At 68.8% G+C, this 19,267-nt stretch carries 19 protein-coding genes; 9 read left to right on the forward strand and 10 right to left on the reverse strand.

Translation table 11 applies throughout. The annotated features are described in order from the left end of the window. The first annotated feature begins 67 nt into the window (after positions 1-67). The gene (gene qcrB / locus QOC69_RS30075; protein WP_526446168.1) at positions 68-1,723 is read left to right on the forward strand and encodes a cytochrome bc1 complex cytochrome b subunit; all 1,656 of its coding nucleotides are present in this window, start codon (positions 68-70) and stop codon (positions 1,721-1,723) included. A gap of 119 nt (positions 1,724-1,842) precedes the next feature. Here the strand turns inward: qcrB and QOC69_RS30080 are convergent, their stop codons facing one another. From QOC69_RS30080 to ctaC, 4 genes are all read right to left on the reverse strand, one after another. Further along, positions 1,843-2,484 (reverse strand): DUF2561 family protein, encoded by a 642-nt coding sequence (locus QOC69_RS30080; RefSeq protein WP_526446169.1) that lies wholly within the window; start codon positions 2,482-2,484, stop codon positions 1,843-1,845. Next, positions 2,484-3,308: a hypothetical protein gene (locus QOC69_RS30085; RefSeq protein WP_526446170.1), complete on the reverse strand. Its 825-nt coding sequence runs from the start codon at positions 3,306-3,308 to the stop codon at positions 2,484-2,486. Before QOC69_RS30085 ends, QOC69_RS30080 begins: the two co-directional genes overlap by 1 nt. 159 nt (positions 3,309-3,467) lie before the next feature. After that, complete coding sequence (gene ctaF, locus QOC69_RS30090; protein ID WP_526446171.1) at positions 3,468-3,887, reverse strand: aa3-type cytochrome oxidase subunit IV; 420 nt, start codon at positions 3,885-3,887, stop codon at positions 3,468-3,470. A gap of 9 nt (positions 3,888-3,896) precedes the next feature. Next, entirely contained in the window at positions 3,897-4,928 is a 1,032-nt protein-coding gene (gene ctaC, locus QOC69_RS30095; protein WP_526446172.1) for an aa3-type cytochrome oxidase subunit II, read from the reverse strand. A 138-nt stretch (positions 4,929-5,066) separates the two neighbouring features. On the opposite strand from ctaC, the gene asnB reads away from it, so the two are divergent. Further along, the gene (gene asnB / locus QOC69_RS30100) at positions 5,067-7,010 is read left to right on the forward strand and encodes an asparagine synthase (glutamine-hydrolyzing) (RefSeq protein ID WP_526446173.1); all 1,944 of its coding nucleotides are present in this window, start codon (positions 5,067-5,069) and stop codon (positions 7,008-7,010) included. A 22-nt stretch (positions 7,011-7,032) separates the two neighbouring features. Here asnB and QOC69_RS30105 read toward each other — a convergent pair whose 3' ends face one another. Then, on the reverse strand, positions 7,033-8,007 hold the full coding sequence (locus tag QOC69_RS30105) for a carbohydrate kinase family protein (RefSeq protein WP_526446174.1): 975 nt from the start codon (positions 8,005-8,007) through the stop codon (positions 7,033-7,035). A gap of 109 nt (positions 8,008-8,116) precedes the next feature. On the opposite strand from QOC69_RS30105, the gene QOC69_RS30110 reads away from it, so the two are divergent. Further along, entirely contained in the window at positions 8,117-8,731 is a 615-nt protein-coding gene (locus QOC69_RS30110; RefSeq protein ID WP_526446175.1) for an Rv0361 family membrane protein, read from the forward strand. Between the two features lie 15 nt (positions 8,732-8,746). Here the strand turns inward: QOC69_RS30110 and QOC69_RS30115 are convergent, their stop codons facing one another. Next, positions 8,747-9,106: an iron-sulfur cluster assembly accessory protein gene (locus QOC69_RS30115; RefSeq protein WP_526446176.1), complete on the reverse strand. Its 360-nt coding sequence runs from the start codon at positions 9,104-9,106 to the stop codon at positions 8,747-8,749. 90 nt (positions 9,107-9,196) lie between these two features. Then, complete coding sequence (locus QOC69_RS30120; RefSeq protein ID WP_526446177.1) at positions 9,197-10,294, reverse strand: glycerate kinase; 1,098 nt, start codon at positions 10,292-10,294, stop codon at positions 9,197-9,199. Positions 10,295-10,362: 68 nt separating this feature from the next. Here QOC69_RS30120 and QOC69_RS30125 point away from each other — a divergent pair, with 68 nt between their 5' ends. From QOC69_RS30125 to QOC69_RS30140, 4 genes are read left to right on the forward strand one after another with little or no spacing between them, the layout of a single operon-like run. Continuing rightward, positions 10,363-11,031 (forward strand): DUF3043 domain-containing protein, encoded by a 669-nt coding sequence (locus QOC69_RS30125; RefSeq protein ID WP_526446178.1) that lies wholly within the window; start codon positions 10,363-10,365, stop codon positions 11,029-11,031. A 6-nt stretch (positions 11,032-11,037) separates the two neighbouring features. Beyond that, positions 11,038-11,571, forward strand: a complete 534-nt coding sequence (locus QOC69_RS30130; protein WP_526446179.1) for a bifunctional adenosylcobinamide kinase/adenosylcobinamide-phosphate guanylyltransferase — start codon at positions 11,038-11,040, stop codon at positions 11,569-11,571. After that, positions 11,568-12,641: a nicotinate-nucleotide--dimethylbenzimidazole phosphoribosyltransferase gene (cobT, locus tag QOC69_RS30135; RefSeq protein ID WP_526446180.1), complete on the forward strand. Its 1,074-nt coding sequence runs from the start codon at positions 11,568-11,570 to the stop codon at positions 12,639-12,641. The genes QOC69_RS30130 and cobT overlap by 4 nt, the downstream gene beginning before the upstream one ends. Next, on the forward strand, positions 12,638-13,363 hold the full coding sequence (locus tag QOC69_RS30140) for an adenosylcobinamide-GDP ribazoletransferase (protein WP_526446181.1): 726 nt from the start codon (positions 12,638-12,640) through the stop codon (positions 13,361-13,363). The genes cobT and QOC69_RS30140 overlap by 4 nt, the downstream gene beginning before the upstream one ends. Here QOC69_RS30140 and QOC69_RS30145 read toward each other — a convergent pair. Both QOC69_RS30145 and gcvT read right to left on the reverse strand, forming a co-directional pair. After that, entirely contained in the window at positions 13,360-14,466 is a 1,107-nt protein-coding gene (locus QOC69_RS30145) for a branched-chain amino acid aminotransferase (RefSeq protein WP_526446182.1), read from the reverse strand. The genes QOC69_RS30140 and QOC69_RS30145 overlap by 4 nt on opposite strands. Before the next feature lie 22 nt (positions 14,467-14,488). Continuing rightward, positions 14,489-15,595 carry a glycine cleavage system aminomethyltransferase GcvT gene (gene gcvT / locus QOC69_RS30150; RefSeq protein ID WP_526446183.1) on the reverse strand — a complete coding sequence of 369 codons (1,107 nt, stop codon included), beginning with the start codon at positions 15,593-15,595 and terminating at the stop codon, positions 14,489-14,491. A 36-nt stretch (positions 15,596-15,631) separates the two neighbouring features. On the opposite strand from gcvT, the gene QOC69_RS30155 reads away from it, so the two are divergent. Continuing rightward, a complete protein-coding gene (locus tag QOC69_RS30155; RefSeq protein WP_526446184.1) occupies positions 15,632-17,143 on the forward strand; it encodes a leucyl aminopeptidase in 1,512 nt (503 codons plus the stop codon). 45 nt (positions 17,144-17,188) lie between these two features. Here the strand turns inward: QOC69_RS30155 and QOC69_RS30160 are convergent, their stop codons facing one another. Next, positions 17,189-17,542, reverse strand: a complete 354-nt coding sequence (locus tag QOC69_RS30160) for an oxidoreductase (protein ID WP_526446186.1) — start codon at positions 17,540-17,542, stop codon at positions 17,189-17,191. Positions 17,543-17,723: 181 nt separating this feature from the next. Between QOC69_RS30160 and sucB the strand changes: the two genes are divergently transcribed. Beyond that, positions 17,724-19,267, forward strand: a 1,544-nt coding sequence (sucB, locus tag QOC69_RS30165) for a 2-oxoglutarate dehydrogenase, E2 component, dihydrolipoamide succinyltransferase (RefSeq protein ID WP_526446185.1), incomplete at its 3' end; no start/stop codon positions are given.

The raw sequence follows: 19,267 nt of genomic DNA on the forward strand, positions 1-19,267 counted from the left end.
ATCTGGTGGCAAACGGTGACTTCATCGAACCCGTCGGTCCGGCTTTCTGGGAACGGAATTCAATGTCATGAGCCCAAAACTTGCAGATATGGCAGCCGCACAAGGCGATGCGATCGATTCGCGCTACCACCCTTCGGCGGCGGTGCGTAGACAGCTCAACAAGGTCTTCCCGACGCACTGGTCGTTCCTGCTCGGTGAGATCGCGCTCTACAGCTTCATCGTCCTGCTCCTGACCGGCACGTACCTCACGCTGTTCTTCGATCCGTCCATGACCGAGGTCACCTACCACGGCGTGTACCAGCCGCTGAACGGCGTGCAGATGTCGCGCGCCTACGAAACCACGCTCGACATCAGCTTCGAGGTTCGCGGCGGCCTGTTCGTGCGCCAGATCCACCACTGGGCGGCGCTGCTGTTCGCCGCGTCGATCATGGTGCACCTGGCCCGCATCTTCTTCACCGGAGCGTTCCGCAGGCCGCGCGAAGCCAACTGGGTGATCGGGTCGATCCTGTTGATCCTGGCCATGTTCGAGGGTTACTTCGGCTACTCGCTGCCCGACGACCTGCTCTCCGGCACGGGCCTGCGGGCGGCGTTCTCGTCGATCACGCTGGGCATGCCGGTGATCGGAACATGGCTGCACTGGCTCCTTTTCGGCGGCGACTTCCCCGGCGAGATCATCATCCCGCGGCTGTACGCCCTTCACATTCTGTTGATCCCCGCAATCATGTTGGCGCTCATCGGCGTCCACCTGGCGCTGGTGTGGTTCCAGAAGCACACCCAGTTCCCCGGGCCCGGTCGCACCGAGAAGAACGTCGTCGGCGTGCGCGTGATGCCGGTCTTCGCGGTCAAGTCGGGCGCGTTCTTCGCCATGACCGTCGGCATCCTCGGCCTGATGGGCGGCCTGCTGCAGATCAACCCGATCTGGCAGCTGGGCCCATACAAGCCCTCCCAGATCTCGGCGGGCAGCCAGCCCGACTTCTACATGATGTGGACCGACGGGTTGGCGCGCATGTGGCCGGCGTGGGAGCTGTATCCGTTCGGCCACACCGTGCCCGCGGCCGTTGCGGTCGCCTTGATCATGGGCTTGGTCTTCATGCTCCTGATCGTCTACCCGTTCCTGGAGAAGAAGTTCTCGGGCGATACCGCGCACCACAACCTGCTGCAGCGGCCCCGTGACGCTCCGGTCCGTACCGCGATCGGCGCCATGGCCATCGCGTTCTACATCGTGCTGACCTTCGCGTGCATGAACGACATCATCGCGCTGAAGTTCCACATCTCGTTGAACGCGACCACGTGGATCGGCCGGATCGGCATGGTGGTGCTGCCCGCGATCGTCTACTACCTGACCTACCGGTGGTGTGTCGGCCTGCAGCGCAGCGACCGCGCGGTGCTCGAGCACGGAATCGAGACGGGCATCCTCAAACGACTGCCCCACGGCGCCTACATCGAGTTGCACCAGCCGCTCGGCCCGGTCGACGACCACGGCCACCCGATTCCGCTGGAGTACCAGGGCGCCCCCCTGCCCAAGCGGATGAACAAGCTGGGCTCCGGCGGTGCGACGGGCTCCGGCAGCTTCCTCCAGGCCGACCCCGTGTCGGAGAGCGATGCCCTTGCCGAGGCCGCACACGCGACCGAACGCAAGGCGATCACCGCGCTCAAGGAGTACCAGGACGACGAGCTTGGCTCCAACGGAAGCGGCAACGGGTCATCGAACGGTCACCACTGACCGTTCGACGGGACCCGTCGAGCTGCAGCTCCGTCAGGAACGTAGCGTTCACATTGCGCTGAGAGCTGCCCACATCGCCCCGCGGATCTACGACCGTGTGCGCAATCTCAGCCAATCCCTCAGGCCAATACGTCGCGCAACTGGCGCAGGAAGAACACCGGCACGGCGGGCATCGCCACCGTGACGAGGCCGGCCAGTCCGAAGGCAATCCATCCCGCGGTGTCGCTTTCGGTGGCCATCAGATATGTGCCCACACCGACCAGCGTCGTCGCCGCACCGATCGCGCCCGCGGTGACGACGGAGCTACGCAGCCATATCTGGTCCACGGCGGCGGTCGGGAAGCCGAGCCTGCTACTCGCCGGCGGCACCGATTGGCGGCGGATGACCGGACCGCCAACCGTGCGCAGTCTGGTGGTGGCCTCGACGGGATCGCCGAACCCGGAGCGCGCCGTGGCCGTGGGCCGGGCGACGGGTCGCTGGTTGCCAAGCGAGGAGCGCCTGGCCCGGATCAGGAGCGGCACAGCGCCGACGATTACGGCGGCCGACACCCCGATCACCGTGTACAGCAGCCACGGCGTGTCCGAGCCGGCCGAGGTGGCCGTGTGTTCGGTGGCGAGGTCCACCAGGGCCACGACGGCGGCCACTCCCGCCCCGAGGGCCGCCAACCAGAGCGCCGCGCATACGGCGATCAGGATGCGGTCGGTTTGGCCCAGCGTTCCGGGGTTCAGCCGCGACCGTCCTCCGGCGTCGTCATGTGTCATCAGCAGTTGGTCTGCCAGTCGTTGTTGTTCTGCGACGCGATCGTCTGGCCGTCGCTGGTGGTGATCGAGCAGTTCAGCCTGCTCAACCGCAACAGGCTGGAGGCCTGCACCGAGCCGTACTCAGACATCGAAATCGGGGTCACTGTCAGCGACCACGGGATGTACACGTTCTGTTGGGTGCGCTGGCGCCCCGACGCATCAGTGTAGGTGACCGAGATGCGGTCCAAAGGCGCCTTCGTGCCGGTGACGGTATAGGTGATGAACCTCGGCCCGGCCTGCACGCTCGTCGTGGGCGGCGCCGCGGCCGGCGGCGGTGCTGGGGGCGCCTCGACGGGCGGCGGCGCAGGCTCCTGGGTCACCGTGACCGTCTCCGGCGGCGGGGGTGGCGGCTCCTCGGTGGGCGGAGGCGGCGGCGGAGGTGGCGGCGTCGTCGTGCTGGTGGTGGTGGTCGTGGTGATCTCGTCCTGCACCGGCGGGGACTTGCTGGTACTGGTCGACGGCGTGGCCAGGTTCTCGTTGTCGGTGCGGGCGACCAACACGGTCACCGAGGTGACCAGCGCAACTGCCGCGACGATGGCGATGACGCCGACGATCCACGGCCACCGCGGTGGCGGCTCCTGGTCGAGCAGCTCGGCCACCGGCTCGTGGGTTTCGTAGTCGTAGAGCGCTGGGTCGGGCGGTACGTAGGGCCCACTGGTGAACTGCTCGGATTCGGGAGCGGAGTACGCCCGCGAATAGATCTCGGTCTCGCCCGTACTGTTCTCGCCCGTACTGTTCTTGTCCTGCGCCGGTTCGTCCGGCCCAGGAGGATTCGGCCCGCTCATCTACGCCTGTCCTTCTCGACTGCCAATCGGCGCGACGTCACCTCGAAGACCGTGACTGCCCGTGCCCCGGCAACAGTACCCAACACGACGGTCGAGCGGATCTCGTGACGCGGTACCTCGATCAACTGGCGCCCTTATCGTGACCCAGCTCGCTGCGTATCAGTGCTTCTCGGGTCCGGTGTAGTACTCGAAGACGAGGCCCGCGGCGGTCGCGATGACGAAGGTGCCGCCCGTGGCGATCAACCACGGCAACCACAGCGCGACCGCGACCGCGGTGACCGACGCGGACAGCGCGATCAGCAGCGGCCACCAGCTACCGGGGCTGTAGAAGCCGAGCTCCCCAGCACCGTCGGAGATCTCGGCGTCCTCGTAGTCCTCGGGTCGGGTGTCGAGACGGCGGGCGACGAACCGGAAGAACGTACCGGTGATGAGCGTCAGGCCCGTGGTCAGCACCAGCGCGGTGGTGCCCGCCCATTCGACGCCGCCGTTGGCGTAGAGCGCCGTCAGCACCGCGTACACGACGGTGACGAGGGCGAAGAACGCGGTCAGGAACTCGAACAGCCTGGCTTCGATGTGCATGCGATGTCCCTACTTGCTCGCCTGGGGGGCCTGCTCGCCGCGACGGGTGTCGAATGGGTGCGTGGTGACCGCCTCGGCGGGCAGGCCGATGGCCCGCAGCGCGTCGGCGTTCGTCCCGTTCGGGTGATCCTCGCGGTACTGGAGGTAGGCCTTGAAGTCATTGGGCTCCACGACGCGCACCTCGAAGTTCATCATCGAGTGGTAGGTGCCGCACATCTCGGTGCAGCGACCGACGAAGGCGCCGATCCGATCGATGGTGCTGATCTGGAAGACGTTGTCCGAGTGGTTGGCCCGGGGGTCGGGCATGACGTCGCGCTTGAACAGGAACTCGGGCACCCAGAACCCGTGGATCACGTCGGCCGACGCGATCTGGAATTCGATGCGCTTGCCCTTGGGCAGCACCAGAATCGGGATCTCGATGCTCGAGCCGATGGTCTCGATCTTGTCGAAGTTCAGGTAGGTGCGGTCCTCGGGGTTCAGGCCGCGGATCGCTCCGACGATTTCCTCACCGTGCGCGTCCACGCCCTCGGGCTTGGACGCCATGGCGGCCTTGCGCGCGGCGTCGGCACCGTCGTAGCTCAACGTGCCGTCGGTGAAGGCGATCTTCTGGTAGCCGAACTTCCAGTTCCACTGGAACGCCGTGACGTCGATGACGACCTCGGGATTGGGGTCCTTGTGCAGCATCTTCTCCTGCACCACGACGGTGAAGTAGAAGAGCACCGAGATGATCAGGAAGGGCACCACGGTGAGCACCAGTTCCAGCGGCATGTTATAGCCGAACTGGCGCGGCAACTCGGTGTCGGTCTTCTTCTTGCGGTGGAACGCGCTGGTCCAGAAGATCAGGCCCCAGACGATCACGCCGACCACCAGCGAGGCGATCACCGAGCCGATCCACAGCTCGCGGTTCAGCTTGCCCTCTGGGGTGATGCCGTATGGCCAGCCGAGGCCGAGAACCTCCGACCAGCTACACCCGCTGAGCAGGAGCGTCGTCCCACCCAAAACCGCTGACAACGCGACCAATCGGAGCCCGCGAGCGGTCACGTTGGCGCCTCCTAGAAGTCGGTGAAGCTAGGCGAATACTACGCAGCGTAGACCACCTTGGAGGGAAGGAGCGAAGCGACCGGGGAATGTCACGGACGCCAGTCTCGACACACCTCACCCAACCGGCATACTGGCGCCGTGTGCGGATTGCTGGCCTACCTACGCGACCCATCCGCCGACCCGTCCCCGGACCTGGTCGACGCGGTGTCGGGCGCCTCGCACCTGATGCGCCACCGCGGCCCCGACGAGCCGGGGACGTGGTCGGACGACTCGGCCGACCCCACCGTCGTGCTGGGTTTCAACCGGCTGTCGATCATCGACATCGCGCACAGTCACCAACCGCTGCGCTGGGGTCCCCCCGAGACACCCGACCGCTACGTGCTGGTGTTCAACGGCGAGATCTACAACTACCTCGAACTTCGCGAAGAACTCACCCGCGATCACGGCGCCGTGTTCGCCACCGACGGCGACGGGGAGGCGATCCTCGCCGGCTATCACCATTGGGGCACTGCCGCTCTGACCCGGTTGCGCGGCATGTTCGCCTTCGCGCTGTGGGATTCGCAGGAGCGCGAGTTGTTCTGCGCGCGGGACCCCTTCGGCATCAAGCCGTTGTACATGGCGACGGGTCCGGGCGGCACGGCCGTTGGCAGCGAGAAGAAGTGCCTGCTGGACCTCGCACCCGTCGCCGGCTTCGACCTCGCCGTCGACGAGCGCGCCGTGCAGCACTACACGGTGCTGCAGTACGTGCCGGAACCGGAGACCCTGCACCGCGGTATCCGGCGGCTGGAGTCCGGCAGCTACGCCCGCATCCGGCCGGGGCAGGCGCCCGAGGTGATCCGCTACTTCACGCCTCAGTTCGCCGCGAAGCCCTTCAGCGCGGGCAGTGAGCAGGACCGCTACGACGAGATCACCGCCGTACTAGAGGATTCGGTCGCCAAGCACATGCGCGCCGACGTCACCGTCGGTGCGTTCCTATCCGGAGGCATCGACTCGACCGCGATCGCGGCGCTGGCCATGCGGCACAACCCGCGACTGATCACGTTCACCACGGGGTTCGAGCGCGAGGGCTTCTCCGAGGTCGACGTCGCGGTGGCGTCGGCAGAGGCCATCGGGGCGCGGCACGTGACGAAGGTGGTCAGCCAGGCCGAGTTCGTCGCGGCGCTGCCCGAAATCGTCTGGTATCTGGACGAACCCGTCGCCGACCCCGCTCTGGTGCCTCTGTTCTTCATCGCCCGCGAGGCGCGCAAGCACGTCAAGGTGGTGTTGAGTGGCGAGGGCGCCGACGAGTTGTTCGGTGGCTACACGATCTATCGGGAACCGTTGTCGCTGCGGGCCTTCGACTATCTGCCACGGCCGGTACGCCGATCCCTTGGCAAGGCCAGCAAGCCGCTGCCCGACGGGATGCGGGGCAAGAGCCTGCTCCACCGCGGCTCACTGACGCTCGAGGAGCGCTACTACGGCAACGCGCGCAGCTTCTCCGACGAGCAGCTGCGGGCGATACTGCCCGGATTCCGGCCGGAGTGGACCCACACCGACGTCACCGCGCCGCTCTACGCGTCCTCCGACGGGTGGGATCCCGTCGCACGCATGCAGCACATCGACCTGTTCACCTGGCTGCGTGGCGACATCCTGGTCAAGGCCGACAAGATGACCATGGCCAACTCACTGGAACTGCGGGTGCCGTTCCTGGACCCCGAGGTGTTCGCGGTGGCCAGCAAGCTGCCGTACGACCAGAAGATCACCCGGTCCACCACGAAGTACGCGCTGCGCCGGGCGCTGGAGCCGATCGTCCCGGCGCACGTGCTCAACCGCCCGAAACTCGGCTTCCCCGTCCCGATCAGGCACTGGCTGCGTGCAGGCGAATTGCTCGACTGGGCGTATGCGACGGTGGCGACGTCGCAGGCCGGCCACCTGGTAGACCTCGCCGCCGTACGCCGGATGCTCGACGAACACCGCAGCGGCGTCACCGATCACAGCCGCAGACTGTGGACCGTGCTCATCTTCATGCTGTGGCACGCGATCTTCGTCGAGCACAGCGTGACGCCCCGAATCGAGGAGCCGCACTACCCCGTGCAGCTGTGAGCCCGGGCGGCGACGGCCGAACTCAGCCCAGCGCTGCCGCGATCTCGGCGCCGGCGTCCGCACCGTAGGCGTCCGAGATCCGGGTGATCGCGGCCGCCTTGTCCCAGGTCCACTCCTGCGGCCCCGGCGCCTCGAACACGAGCACCGCCACCATGGACGCCAGCTGCGCCGACCGCTCCAGGCTCAGGCCGGCGCTGCGGCCGGTCAGGAAGCCGGCGCGGAACGCATCGCCGATGCCGGTCGGGTCGGCCTTGTGCTTCTCCGGAACGACGTCGACGTGGACGAAGGTGCCATCCGAGCCGACGAGGTCGACGCCCTTGGGTCCCAAAGTGGTGACCCGCAGCCCGATCTGGTTCATCACCTCGGCCTCGCTCCAGCCGGTCTTCTGCAGCAGCAGATCCCATTCGTAGTCGTTGGTGAACAGATAGGCGGCGCCGTTGATCAGCCGCCGGATCTCGTCACCCTTCATGTATGCCATCTGCTGCGACGGATCGGCGGCGAAGGCGAGGCCCGACTGCCGGCACTCCTCGGTGTGCAGGAACATCGCCTCGGGGTCGTTGGCGCCGATGATCACCAAATCCGGTGTGCCGACCCGCGATGCGACGTCTGCGAGCTTGATGTTGCGGGCCTGGGACATGGCGCCGGGATAGAACGACGCGATCTGCGCCATGTCCTCGTCGGTGGTGCAGACGAACCGCGCGGTGTAGGCGGCGTCGGAGATCAGCACGCTGCCGCAGTCCACCCCCGCGTTTTCCAGCCATTGGCGGTAGTCGTCGAAGTCCGTGCCCACCGCGCCGACGAGCGTCGCCTTGCCGCCGAGCACACCGATGGCGTAGGCCATGTTGCCCGCGACGCCGCCGCGATGGATGACGAGATCGTCGACGAGGAAGCTCAGCGACACCTTCTGCAAATGGTCGGCCAGCAACTGTTCGGAGAACTTGCCGGGGAACTGCATCAGATGGTCGGTCGCGATCGACCCGGTCACCGCAATGGTCACGAAACGTCACCCTTCATTTCATTAAGCTCGTCTACATAAGCGTACCGAGGTGGGGCCGCTGCGCTTGACCCGCGGTCTCCGCAGGACGGTGCGCTAGCCTAACAACGACATGGCTGGTCCATACCCGTACCCCGAGTACCCCTATCAGGGAACACCGCGCCAGCAGCAGCCCTACCCGAATCAGGTGCCATCGGCATATCCGGGGGCGCTGCCGCCGCCGGTGCCCTACCCGACCACGCCGCGCCGCCGCCGCTTCCTGCTGGCCGGCCTCGCGCTGCTGGTGGTCGTGGCGTTGGCTGCGGCCGCAGTGACGATCGTCTTCGCCTTGCGGCGGGACGATTCGACGGACGCCGCACTCACCCCGGCTTCCGCGAAGTCGTCCATCCAGGGCTTCCTGGACGCGCTCAGCAGGGGAAACGACGAGGAGATCGCCCGGCATGCGTCGTGCGGCGTCTTCGACGAGATCAAGGACAAGCAGTCGGACATGGCGCTGGCGAATCTGGCGAGCGACGCGTTCCGCAGGCAGTTCGGCAGTGCCCAGGTGACGTCGATCGACAAGATCGTGACGTGGTCGCCGAACCAGGCTCAGGTGCTCTTCACCATGCAGGTGACGCAGCCGGGCCGGTCGCAGTCCGAGTCCTCACGGCAGGCCGTTGCGCAGCTGCTCATCCAGAACCACGATGTCCTGGTGTGCTCGTACCTGCCGCGGACCGGCCAGTATTAGGCCGGTTAGGTCAGCTCAGTTGAACGAGTCGCCGCACGCGCAGGACCCGGTGGCCTGCGGGTTGTCGATCGTGAAGCCCTGCTTCTCGATGGTGTCGACGAAGTCGATGGTGGCGCCCGTCACGTAGGGAGCGCTCATCCGGTCGACCGTCAGCCTGACGCCGCCGAAGTCGGCGTTCAGGTCGCCGTCCATCGTCCGATCGTCGAAGAACAGGTTGTACTTCAGGCCTGCGCACCCGCCGGGCTGAACGGCGATGCGCAGCGCCAGGTCGTCACGGCCCTCCTGGTCCAGCAGCGCCTTCGCCTTGGCCGCGGCCGCGTCGGTCAGGACCACACCATGGGTGGTAGTGGTGGTCGCTTCGTCCTGAACAGTCATTGCTTCTCCCTGTGCATACTCATGCCTCGGATGTCTCAACGGTACCTTGTTCTCCGGGTATTCCCGACTCCAGCGGCTGACCGGCCCGGCTCACCCGAGCGGCGTTCTCCGGCTATCTCCCGATTCGTGCGCCCAACCGGCCCCGGTTCGACGCGCCAGTCCGGTCAGCTGGTTGGCCGCATCGTCGATTGCCAGCTGAATCGAACCCGCGTAGTCCGCGATCGAGTGGGCGGCGGCGATTCCCGCGGCGTGTAGCGCATCGGCATCGAGCGTGACCTGGCCGGCCAGGACGAGCACGGGCGTATCGCGTGCTCCCGCCGCCAGCGCACTGACCACCTTGCCGTGCAGCGACTGGTCGTCGAACCGGCCCTCACCGGTGATGATGAGCTCGGCGGCGCCGACGTCGGCGGCCAGGCCGGTGTGTTCGGCGATCACCGCGGCGCCGGATTCCCTGCGGCCGCCCAGCGCAAGCAGCGCGGCACCGATGCCGCCTGCCGCGCCTGCGCCGGGCTCGGCGCCGACGTCACGGCCTGCCACGGCGTTCAGTTCGGCGGCCCATGCGGCGAGCCTGGCCTCGAGCAAGGACACGGTGTCGGGGTCGGCGCCCTTCTGCGGCCCGAACACCGCCGCGGCACCCATCGGGCCGAGCAGTGGATGCTCGACGTCGGTGGCGGCGATCAGCTCGACGCCGGCCAGCCGGGCCCTGGCGGCGGGCAGACCGCCGAGCGCGCCGACCAGCCCCCGGCCCCCGTCGGTACATCCACTGCCGCCGAGGCCGACGACGATGCGCTCGGCGCCCGCCGCGACCGCGGCGTCGATGAGCTGTCCGACTCCCCTGCTGTGCGCCTCGAGCGCGGTCCGGACGGTCGGCGGCCCGCCGAGCAGGGCAAGGCCACACGCCTGCGCACACTCGACGTAGGCCGTCGCCGATGCGTCGTCGAACACCCACTCCGCGGTGACGTCGTCGGCAAGGGGGCCGCTCACGGTCGCCGTGCGCAGTCCGCCCAGGCGGCTGGCCAGCACGCCGACGAAGCCGGGGCCGCCGTCGGACTGCGGCGCTGGGATCAGCGTGTCGTCGGGTCGGGCGCTTCCCCAGCCCGCGGCGATCGCATCGGCGGCCTGCACGGCGGTGAGGCTGTCGCCGTAGCAGTCCGGGGCGATCAGCACGCGCAACGCGGGGCCCGTCATGCCAGCAGAGTAAGTCCCCACCTCTGGGCGTGCATTCCGCCGGGCCGGACTGAAGTAACCTGGCAGACGTGAATCTGCTGGGCCGCAAGAAGGACAATCCCACACCGGAGGAGTCCGGCGCGGTCGAGTTGGGCGACGAGGCCGCCGTCCGGGAGGCCACCACCACGGCCCCCAAGGGCAGGCCGACGCCCAAGCGCAGCGAGGCCGCCCGCAAGCGCGGTCCGGTGGCGCCAGCGCCGATGACGTCCGCCGAGGCCCGCAAGCGGCGCAAGGAACTGGGCGGTCCGAAGCTCAGCAGGGATGAGCGCAAGGCGGAGAAGCTGACCCGCCGCGCCGACATGTCCGAGCGCCGCGAGAAGATGATGGCCGGCGACGACGCCTACCTGCTGCCGCGCGACAAGGGGCCGGTCCGCCGGTACGTCCGCGACATCGTGGACTCCCGGCGCAGCGTGCTCGGTCTGTTCCTGCCCGCCGCGCTCGCTCTGGTGTTCGTCATGATGTCCGCGCCGATGCAGATTCAGCGCCTCCTGTCGCCTGCCATGTTGGCGCTGGTGCTGATCATGGCCGTCAGCGGGTTGCTGGTCAGCCGACGGGTGAACAAGATGGTCGACGAGAAGTTCCCTGACAACGTCGAAAGCGGTTGGAAGCTAGGCCTGTACGCCGCGAGCCGCGCCTCTCAGCTGCGCCGGATGCGGGCGCCGCGCCCGCAGGTCAAACGCGGCGACAAGATCGCCTGAGCCGCGGTGCGTGCGCTGGTTCTCGGCGGTATCCGCTCGGGCAAGTCGCGGTGGGCCGAAGGGGCGATCACGCGTGCGGTGTCGCCCGACCAGCCGGTGCGCTACCTGGCCACCGGCACCGACGCCGCTGACGACCCGGACTGGTCGGCGCGGCTGGCCGTCCACCGAGAGCGCCGCCCTGCGCACTGGTCGACCGTCGAAGGCCAGGACGTGGCCGCCCAGTTGCGCGCCGATTCCGACACCGCCACGCTGGTCGACGACATCGGCGGTTGGCTGGTCGCAGCGATGGACCGGCATGACGCCTGGACTGGCGGCGCGGTCGGCCAGGACGTCGACGACCTGGTGGCGGCCGTCGGCGCGTTCCGAGGCCCGCTCGCCCTGGTCAGCCCCGAGGTCGGGCTGACGGTGGTGCCCGCGACGGAGTCGGGACGGCGCTTCGCCGACGAGCTGGGCGTGGTCAACCAACGACTCGCCGCGCAGTGCGACCGTGTGGTGCTCGTCGTCGCAGGCCAACCACTGACGGTCAAGGAGACACCGTGACAGACTTTCCGGCCGTGGCGGCACCCGACGCGGTGGCCGAGGCCGCCGCACGGGCCCGCCAGGAGACGCTCACCAAGCCGTCCGGCGCACTCGGCAGGCTCGAGGACCTTTCGGTGTGGGTGGCGGCCTGCCAGGGGGTGTGCCCCCCGCATCAGTTCGAACGGCCCCGGGTGGTCGTCTTCGCCGGGGATCACGGCGTCACGGCCGCGGGGGTGTCGGCCTACCCCCCCGAGGTGACCGCGCAGATGGTCGCGAACTTCGACGCGGGTGGGGCAGCCATCAACGTGCTGGCCGAGCTGGCGGGCGCCGGCGTGCGGGTGGTCGACGTGGCGGTGGACTCCGACGCGCCGCTGTCGCCGTCGATCGGCGCGCACAAGGTGCGGCGCGGCAGCGGAAACATCGCGGTCGAGGACGCGTTGAGCGCCGACGAAGCCGACGCCGCCGTCGACGCGGGCCGCCGCATCGCCGACGAGGAGGTGGACGCCGGGGCCGACCTGTTGATCGCAGGCGATATGGGAATCGGAAACACCACCGCCGCAACGACGTTGATCGCCGCGTTGACCGATTCCGAGCCAGTGGCCGTGGTGGGTCGGGGCACGGGTGTCGACGACGCGGGCTGGTCGCGCAAGACCGCGGCCATCCGCGACGCCCTGTTCCGTGCTCGCGCGGTCCGGTCGGATCCGGTTGGGCTGCTGAGGGTCTGCGGCGGCGCCGACCTGGCGGCCATGGCGGGCTTCGTGGCGCAGGCCGCCGTGCGGCGCACGCCGGTGCTGCTCGACGGCGTCGTGGTGACGGCCGCGGCACTGGTCGCCGACCGGTTGGCGCCTGGTGCTCGGCAGTGGTGGCAGGCCGGCCATCTGTCCACCGAGCCCGCGCACTCGCTGGCCTTGCAGCACCTGGCGCTGGAGCCGATCGTCGACCTTGGGATGCGCCTCGGCGAGGGCACGGGCGCGGCGATCGCGCTGCCGGTTCTTCGGGCGGCGGTGGCGACGCTGGCGTCGATGGCGACGTTCGGCGAGGCCAACGTGAGTGGGCACGTGACCGAGCAAGACTCCGATCCGGCGCCGTGATCGGTTCCCTCGCTTCGGCGTTCGCCTTCGGCACGGTATTCCCGGTCCGCTCTCGGCAGCCCATCGGGCGGGGTGCTCTGACCGCGTTCCCCGTGGTGGGCGTCGCGCTGGGCGCGCTGGCGGCCGGGACGTCGTGGGTGGCGGCCCATGCCTTCGGCGCGGGCAATGCCCTGACCGGTGTCCTTGCGGTGGCCGTCCTGGTGCTGGCCACTCGCGGCCTGCACGTCGACGGGCTGGCAGACACCGCGGACGGCCTCGGCTGCTACGGGCCGCCCGAACGCGCGCTGGCGGTCATGCGGGACGGAGCGGCAGGCCCCTTCGGCGTCGCCGCGGTGGTGGTCACCATCGTGGTTCAGGGCCTCGCGTTCACCACGACGAGCCTGGCCGCGATCGTCATGGCCGTCGCTGCGGGCAGGGTCGCCGTCGTCGTGGCGTGCCGCCGCTCGCTGCCCGCCGCCGCGGGCAGCTCGCTCGGCGCGCGGGTGGCGGGCACCCAGCCGGCCTGGGTGGCGGCGGGATGGATCGTGGCCGTCGCGGTGGCGGCCGTGGTGGCTACGCCGAGGCCATGGCAGGGGCCGGTCGCCGTGCTGGTGGCCGTGGCGGTCGGCGCGATGGTGGTGGCGCACTGTGTCCGGCGGTTCGGCGGCATCACCGGCGACGTGCTTGGCGCGGCGGTGGAAGTGACGACCACCGTGGCTGCGCTTGGCCTGGCGGTGCGCTAATCCAGTCGGGTCATCCAGCCGTGTGTGTCGGCGAAGGTGCCCCGCTGAATGCCGGTCAGCGTATCGCGCAGCGCCATCGTGACCTCGCCCGGTTCGCCGTCGGCGATGGTGAACTCGCCGTCACCGAACTTGACCTGCGACACGGGGGTGATGACGGCGGCGGTACCGCACGCGAAGACCTCGGTGATCTCGTTCGCCGCCGCCTTCTTCTGCCATTCGTCGACGTCGATCTTGCGTTCCTCGACGCCGTAGCCCGCGTCACTGGCCAACTGCAGCAACGAGTCCCGGGTGATGCCGGGCAGTAGCGAACCGCTCAGCTCGGGTGTGACCAGCCGCGCCGACCCGCCGGTACCGAACACGAAGAACAGGTTCATGCCGCCCATCTCCTCGACGTAGCGGCGTTCGATCGCGTCGAGCCAGACCACCTGGTCGCACCCGTGGTCGGCGGCTTCGGCTTGAGCCAGCAGCGAGGCCGCGTAGTTGCCGCCGAACTTCGCCGCACCGGTGCCGCCGGGGCTGGCGCGGACGTACTCGGTGGACAGCCACACCGACACCGGCCTGATGCCGCCCTTGAAGTAGGCACCGGCCGGGGAGCCGATCACCATGTAGCGGTACTGCGTGGAGGGGCGCACGCCAAGGCCGGGCTCGGTGGCGAAGATGAACGGCCGCAGGTAGAGCGACTCCTCGCCGCCCGCGGCGGGTACCCAGTCGCCATCGACCGCGATCAGCTGACGCAACGACTCGATGAACACCTCGGCGGGCAGTTCCGGAATGGCGATCCGATGCGCGGACGTGCGCAGCCGGGCGGCGTTGGCGTCGGGCCGGAACGACACGATCGACCCGTCCGCCCACCGGTAGGCCTTCAGCCCCTCGAAGACTTCCTGGGCGTAGTGCAGCACGATCGCGGACGGATCCAACTCGATCGGGCCGTATGGGAGCACGGCGGCGTCGTGCCAGCCGCGACCTTCGGTGTAGTCGATCGACACCATGTGATCGGTGTGGAAACGTCCGAAACCGGGATCACGCAGGATGTCGGCACGTACCTCGTCGCTTGCCGGAGTCGCATTGCGGGCAAGCGTGAACTCGAGGGGGCCATCGGTCATGTGGCGATTGTATAACCCGTGACTAGCGAGTTTTGGCCTTCACGAACGGGGGCGCGACGACCTCGCATTCGAGCGCCTTGCCACGCACGTCGACCGCGACCCGCTGGCCGTCGACGACGCCGGCATCGGTGTCGATCAGCGCCAGCGCGATGCCGAGTTTCAGTGTCGGGGAGAAGGTCCCCGAGGTCGTCACCCCGACCGGCCGGTCGTCGGCCAGCACCGTCATGTCGCCGCGCAGCACTCCCCTGCCGACGGCACGCAACCCGCGGAGCAATCGGCGTGGCCCGGCCTGTTTCTCGGCGAGCAACGCGTCACGACCCCAGAACGCGTCCTTCTTCCACCCGATCGCCCATCCGCAGCGGGCCTGCAGCGGCGAGATGTCGAGTGAGAGTTCGTGTCCGTGCAGCGGATAACCCATCTCGGTGCGCAGGGTGTCGCGGGCGCCGAGGCCCGCAGGCTGCCCACCTGCGGCCGCGATCTCCTCGACCAGGGCGTCGAACACCACCGGCGCGCGATCCCACGGCGGGAGCAGTTCGTAACCGTGTTCGCCGGTGTAGCCGGTGCGGCACACCCGGACGGGCACACCAGAGAACTCGGCGTCGGCGTAGCCCATGTAGTCCATGTCGGTCGGGAGCCCGAGGCGGGCCACCACCTCGGCGGCCTTCGGACCCTGGACGGCCAGCACGGCGTACGAGCGGTGCTCGTCGGTGATGGTCAGGCCCGCAGGCGCCCGCTCGGCAAGGGCGGCGACGACGGCAGGCGTGTTGGCGGCGTTGGGCACCAGGAAGATCTCGTCGTCGGAGACGTAGTACGCGATCAGGTCGTCTACAACGCCAGCGACGCCGCCTACTTCGTTGCAGCACAACGTGTATTGCGCCTTGCCCGGTGCGATCCGGCGGAGGTCGTTGGTGAGCGCCGAGTTGACGTACTCCGCCGCTCCCGGCCCCCGCACCAGGGCCTTGCCGAGGTGGCTGACGTCGAATAGCCCGACGGCGGACCGCGTGGCGTTGTGCTCGCTGACCGTTCCGGCATAGGACACGGGCATCAGCCAGCCGGAGAATTCGGCGAAGCTCGCCCCGAGCTCGCGGTGCCGGTCCTCCAGCGGACCCGTCAGCAGGTTGTCACTCACGCCCAGCAGATTAACCTCCGACTAGGCTGAATCCCCGTGAGCACCCCTCCCGGCTACCAGTCCCCCGCCGTCACCGTGTCCGCCACCCTGCCCAAGCGCCGGGTCGGGTCGGCGGTGCTGATCGTCCCCGTGGTCACGGGTGACGACGACACCGCGGCGGTCGTGTCCAACCCGTTCCTCGACGCCGAGGCCGTCGGCGAGATCGAGGTGGCCCTGAAGGCACTCGGCGCCAAGGGCGGGACCGAGCAGGTCACCCGCGTGGTGGCGCCGTCACTGCCGGTGTCCAGCGTGCTGGCGATCGGCCTTGGCAAGGCGGCCGACGAGTGGCCCGCCGACGTCATCCGACGGGCAGCGGGCGTGGCCGCACGCTCCCTGTCCGGCACCGAGTCGGTCGTCACCACCTTGTCCGAGCTCGATCTGGAGGCCACGGTCGAGGGGCTGATCCTCGGCGCCTACCAGTTCACCGACTTCCGCAGCGCCAAGACCGCTCCCAAGGAACCGGGGCTGGCCGCCATCACCGCGCTTTCCACCGCGAAGGGTGCCAAGGCGACGGCGGCACGCGCCGCCAACATCGCCACGGCGGTGGCCACTGCCCGCGATCTGGTCAACACCCCGCCCAGCCACCTCTTCCCCGACGAGTTCGCCAAGCGCGCAAAGGCTTTGGGTGAATCGGTTGGCCTGGAGGTCGAGGTCCTCGATGACAAGGCACTGGCCAAGGCCGGCTACGGCGGAGTGGTGGGCGTCGGCAAGGGTTCGTCGCGCCCGCCTCGGCTGGTCCGGCTGACACACAACGGGGGCAAGTCGAAGAAGGCCAAGAAGGTGGCGCTGATCGGCAAGGGCATCACCTTCGACACCGGCGGCATCTCGATCAAGCCTGCCGCCAACATGCATCAGATGACCTCCGACATGGGAGGGGCCGCGGCGGTCATCGCCGCCGTGGTGCTGGCCGCCAAGCAGGAACTGCCGATCGACGTGGTGGCCACCGTTCCGATGGCCGAGAACATGCCGTCGTCCACCGCCCAGCGGCCGGGCGACGTGCTGACGCAGTACGGCGGCATCACGGTGGAGGTGCTCAACACCGACGCCGAGGGCAGGCTGATCCTGGCCGACGCGATCGCGCGGGCGTGCGAGGACGATCCCGACTACCTGATCGAGACCTCGACGCTGACCGGCGCGCAGACGGTCGCACTCGGTGCGCGCACCCCTGGCGTGATGGGCAGCGACGAGTTCCGCGACCGCGTCGCGACCCTGTCGCAGGGGGTCGGCGAGAACGCATGGCCGATGCCGCTGCCCGAGGAGCTCAAGGACGACCTCAAGTCGACGGTCGCCGACCTGGCCAACGTCAGCGGTTCCAGATACGCGGGCATGTTGGTCGCAGGCGTGTACCTGCGCGAGTTCGTCGCCGACGGCGTGCAGTGGGCGCACATCGACGTCGCGGGCCCGTCCTACAACACCGGCGGGCCGTGGGGTTACACCGGCAAGGGCGGCACCGGGGTACCGACGCGCACGATGTTCGCGGTACTCGAGGACATAGTCGAGAAGGGGTAGTTGAGAAGGGGTAGCGGAGAACGGATAGCGGTCAGCGGCGAAACGTCAGCCGTCTTCGAGTTCGCGGCGTAGTTCGCGGTCGCGCAGGATGCGCCGGCGCGCGTCGTAGTCGCGCATCCGTTGCGGGTAGCCCACCTTCTGCACGTCGTAGACGGGGATGTTGAGCCGGTCGCTGAGCTTGCGGGCACCGGAGTCGCCGCCCGCGCGGCGACGGGTCCATTCGCCGTCGGCGGCGACGAGCACCACGGTCACCTCGGTGACGGTGGTCTTGGGTTCGACGAACGCCTCAACGCCGTGATGATCGGTGACCCACTGCCGCAGATACGCGAGATCGGCGGCACGGTCACGGCCGTCGGCGCGCTTGGAACCGCGACGGCGAAACCTGTCGAAGAGTCCCAACTCGGCGTGACTCCCTTCGGTGTGCTGGTGGCATGTTTCGCGGGTCATGTCCGTACCACCCCTTTCGATAGTGCCAGAGCGAATAGTCCACCGGTCTGCGGCGACCGACGCGTGCGGACATGACAGGATGGGGGCCGACATTCGACAGGTGCCGAACGACCGTTCGAGGGAGTCAACACACATGGCCATCTCCGTCCAGATGCCCGCACTCGGTGAGAGCGTCACGGAAGGGACTGTCACCCGGTGGCTGAAGCAGGAGGGCGACACCGTCGAGGTCGACGAGCCTCTGCTCGAGGTGTCGACAGACAAGGTCGACACCGAGATCCCGTCGCCGGTCGCGGGTGTGCTGACCAAGATCATCGCCCACGAGGATGACACCGTCGAGATCGGCGGCGATCTGGGGTTGATCGGCGAGGCGGGCGAGAGCGGCGGCGAGGCTCCGGCCGCCGAGAAGGAACCCGAGAGCGCACCGGAACCGGAACCGGAACCCGAACCCGAACCCGCGCCGCAGCAGGCGGCCGAGCCGGAGCCCGAGAGCGCCCCGGCGCCCGCCGCCAGTGCCGGCGGCGAGGCCACCTCGGTGGTGATGCCCGAACTGGGCGAGTCGGTCACCGAGGGCACGGTCACGCGCTGGCTCAAGAAGGTCGGCGACAGCGTCGAGGTCGACGAGCCGCTGGTGGAGGTATCCACGGACAAGGTCGACACCGAGATCCCGTCCCCTGTGGCCGGCACGTTGGTGTCGATCACCGCGGAGGAGGACGACACCGTCGCCGTCGGCGGCGAACTGGCCAAGATCGGCGCCGCGGGCGCCGCCCCGGCGGCCAAGCCCGAACCCAAACCCGAGCCGAAAGCCGAGCCCAAGCCGGAACCCGCACCCGAGCCCAAGCCGGAACCAAAACCGGAACCCAAGCCCGAGCCCACACCGGAACCGAAGCCCGAACCCGCCGCGCCCGCCGCGGCGGCACCGTCGGATTCAGCTGGCACCGACGGCAGCCCGTACGTCACGCCCCTGGTCCGGAAGTTGGCCGGAGAGAACGACATCGACCTGGCCTCGGTCAAGGGCACCGGGGTCGGCGGCCGCATCCGCAAGCAGGACGTGCTCGCTGCGGCGGAGGCCAAGAAGGCACCCGCACCGTCGGCACCCGCGCCCGCGGCGGCGAAGGCCGCACCTTCTGCACCGGCTCCCGCGGCCGCGCTGGCGCATCTGCGCGGAACCACGCAGAAGGCCAACCGGATCCGTCAGATCACGGCCAAGAAGACCCGCGAAAGTCTGCAGAGCACTGCGCAATTGACGCAGACCTTCGAAGTCGATCTGACCAAGATCGTGGCGCTGCGGACCCGTGCCAAGGCAAGCTTCGCCGAACGCGAGGGCGTCAACCTGACATACCTGCCGTTCTTCGCGGTCGCCGTGGTCGACGCGCTCAAGGCGCACCCGAACGTCAACGCGAGCTACAACGAGGAAAGCAAGGAGATCACCTACTACGACGCCGAACACCTCGGTTTCGCGGTCGACACCGAACAGGGTCTGCTCTCCCCCGTCGTGCACAACGCGGGCGATCTGTCCCTGGGCGGTCTGGCCAGGGCGATCGCCGACATCGCGGCGCGTGCCCGGTCGGGCAACCTCAAGCCGGACGAACTGTCGGGTGGCACCTTCACCATCACCAACATCGGCAGTCAGGGCGCATTGTTCGACACTCCGATCCTGGTGCCGCCGCAGGCGGCGAT

The organism is Mycobacterium sp. (genome assembly GCF_032162105.1).
In the GTDB taxonomy this organism is placed as follows: domain Bacteria; phylum Actinomycetota; class Actinomycetes; order Mycobacteriales; family Mycobacteriaceae; genus Mycobacterium.

Coding starts and splice junctions, on each gene's coding strand:
- QOC69_RS30080 (WP_526446169.1), bottom strand. CDS start 2,484: ATGACACATGACGACGCCGGAGGACGGTCGCGGCTGAACCCCGGAACG.
- QOC69_RS30115 (WP_526446176.1), bottom strand. CDS start 9,106: ATGACTGTTCAGGACGAAGCGACCACCACTACCACCCATGGTGTGGTC.
- QOC69_RS30085 (WP_526446170.1), bottom strand. CDS start 3,308: ATGAGCGGGCCGAATCCTCCTGGGCCGGACGAACCGGCGCAGGACAAG.
- ctaF (WP_526446171.1), bottom strand. CDS start 3,887: ATGCACATCGAAGCCAGGCTGTTCGAGTTCCTGACCGCGTTCTTCGCC.
- QOC69_RS30145 (WP_526446182.1), bottom strand. CDS start 14,466: ATGACCGATGGCCCCCTCGAGTTCACGCTTGCCCGCAATGCGACTCCG.
- qcrB (WP_526446168.1), top strand. CDS start 68: ATGAGCCCAAAACTTGCAGATATGGCAGCCGCACAAGGCGATGCGATC.
- QOC69_RS30120 (WP_526446177.1), bottom strand. CDS start 10,294: ATGACGGGCCCCGCGTTGCGCGTGCTGATCGCCCCGGACTGCTACGGC.
- QOC69_RS30110 (WP_526446175.1), top strand. CDS start 8,117: ATGGCTGGTCCATACCCGTACCCCGAGTACCCCTATCAGGGAACACCG.